We start from the raw sequence: 1,082 nt of genomic DNA, 5'->3' as shown, positions 1-1,082 counted from the left end.
TGTCCGCCTAAGAAAAAGTACAGGTAAAAGGTGAGGGTGTAACCGAGGATTAGGGCAATGACGACAGATTGATGTTTTTGCTCGAGCGTGAAAGTTCGACTTGCCCAAAGGTAAGTAAAACAAGTGCTCGCGGATAACACGTAAGGAAGGTATACAACAAGATTAACCCCTCTGATTGCACAAGCGAATAGGGTAAAAATAATCCCCAAACTTGTAGAGCGCATGTAGTAGCGCGTAAAAATTTTGGTGAACTGCGTTCTGTCCATCGTTATGTCTCTTAGGAACAGCAAATAATGGGCAGTCAGGGAGAGAAGTCTGTATGGACTGAGTGTGAATGGAGGACGGGAGAAACACAGAAAGTGCGCCGCTTAGGTTGGGAAATGCTGGGCGCATATGCTTTCTCGGGCGTTGTTCTCGTCTGCATGCGACACTGCATTTCATAAAGTTGCTCGATACCTACTGCCGTTTTTATAAACTATTCTATGAGGCAGCATGGCATAAAACTATACGGTTTTCGGGAAAATGCTCCGATCTCAATATGTCCGCATAAAAAGTAGGTTAAAAGCCAATTTATTGAATAAAAGCTAAAACTTAAGTGTTAGGTAGGTTGAGATAAATGGTCTTAAAGTTAAGGTTTTTACCTAAGCTTTTGATGAACGCGGTAGCCAACAACGTAGCCAATGTAGAATAACGCAGCGAGCGTAATGAATGCTGTGACGTAGGCAAAAATGCTATTCAGCCCTAGCCCGAAAGCCAGTGTAAATGCGATGCCGTTCACTGCTTCTGCAGGCATCATGTACCAATCAGCATGAACGGAAGATCCGAAGAGGAGAAATGTGCAAAGTAAAACGATCGTGCCGCCGAGCAAGCCGACCCATCTGCTGTTGTTCATGTTGTAATCCAGGGGTTACCGAAGTAACGTAACAAAATATTTCAGAGCCGGCATTATACAACCGAGAGAGGGTATAGGTGGTAGAAATATTTGCCTCACAAACTAAGAGGCCATCTAAGTGGCCTCTTTTTAACCGATTTAACGGCATCCGTTATGATGCAAAGGTGTGAGGCTTGTAAGAAACCTAACC

The 1,082-nt window shown here is 44.0% G+C and carries 1 protein-coding gene and 1 pseudogene; both read right to left on the bottom strand.

Features of this window, described 5'->3' with window-relative positions; genetic code table 11:
• Positions 1-266 (bottom strand): annotated as a pseudogene (locus R7E42_RS25330) (GGDEF domain-containing protein); the annotation flags it as partial.
• A 371-nt stretch (positions 267-637) separates the two neighbouring features.
• On the bottom strand, positions 638-892 hold the full coding sequence (locus R7E42_RS25325) for a hypothetical protein (RefSeq protein WP_011106259.1): 255 nt from the start codon (positions 890-892) through the stop codon (positions 638-640).
• Positions 893-1,082 lie beyond the last annotated feature (190 nt).

This window comes from Vibrio sp. Vb1337, from assembly GCF_033338715.1.
Classification (GTDB): domain Bacteria; phylum Pseudomonadota; class Gammaproteobacteria; order Enterobacterales; family Vibrionaceae; genus Vibrio; species Vibrio alginolyticus.
The sequence above is the reverse complement of the archived record's forward strand: the minus strand, read 5'-3'. Positions and strand labels throughout refer to the sequence as shown.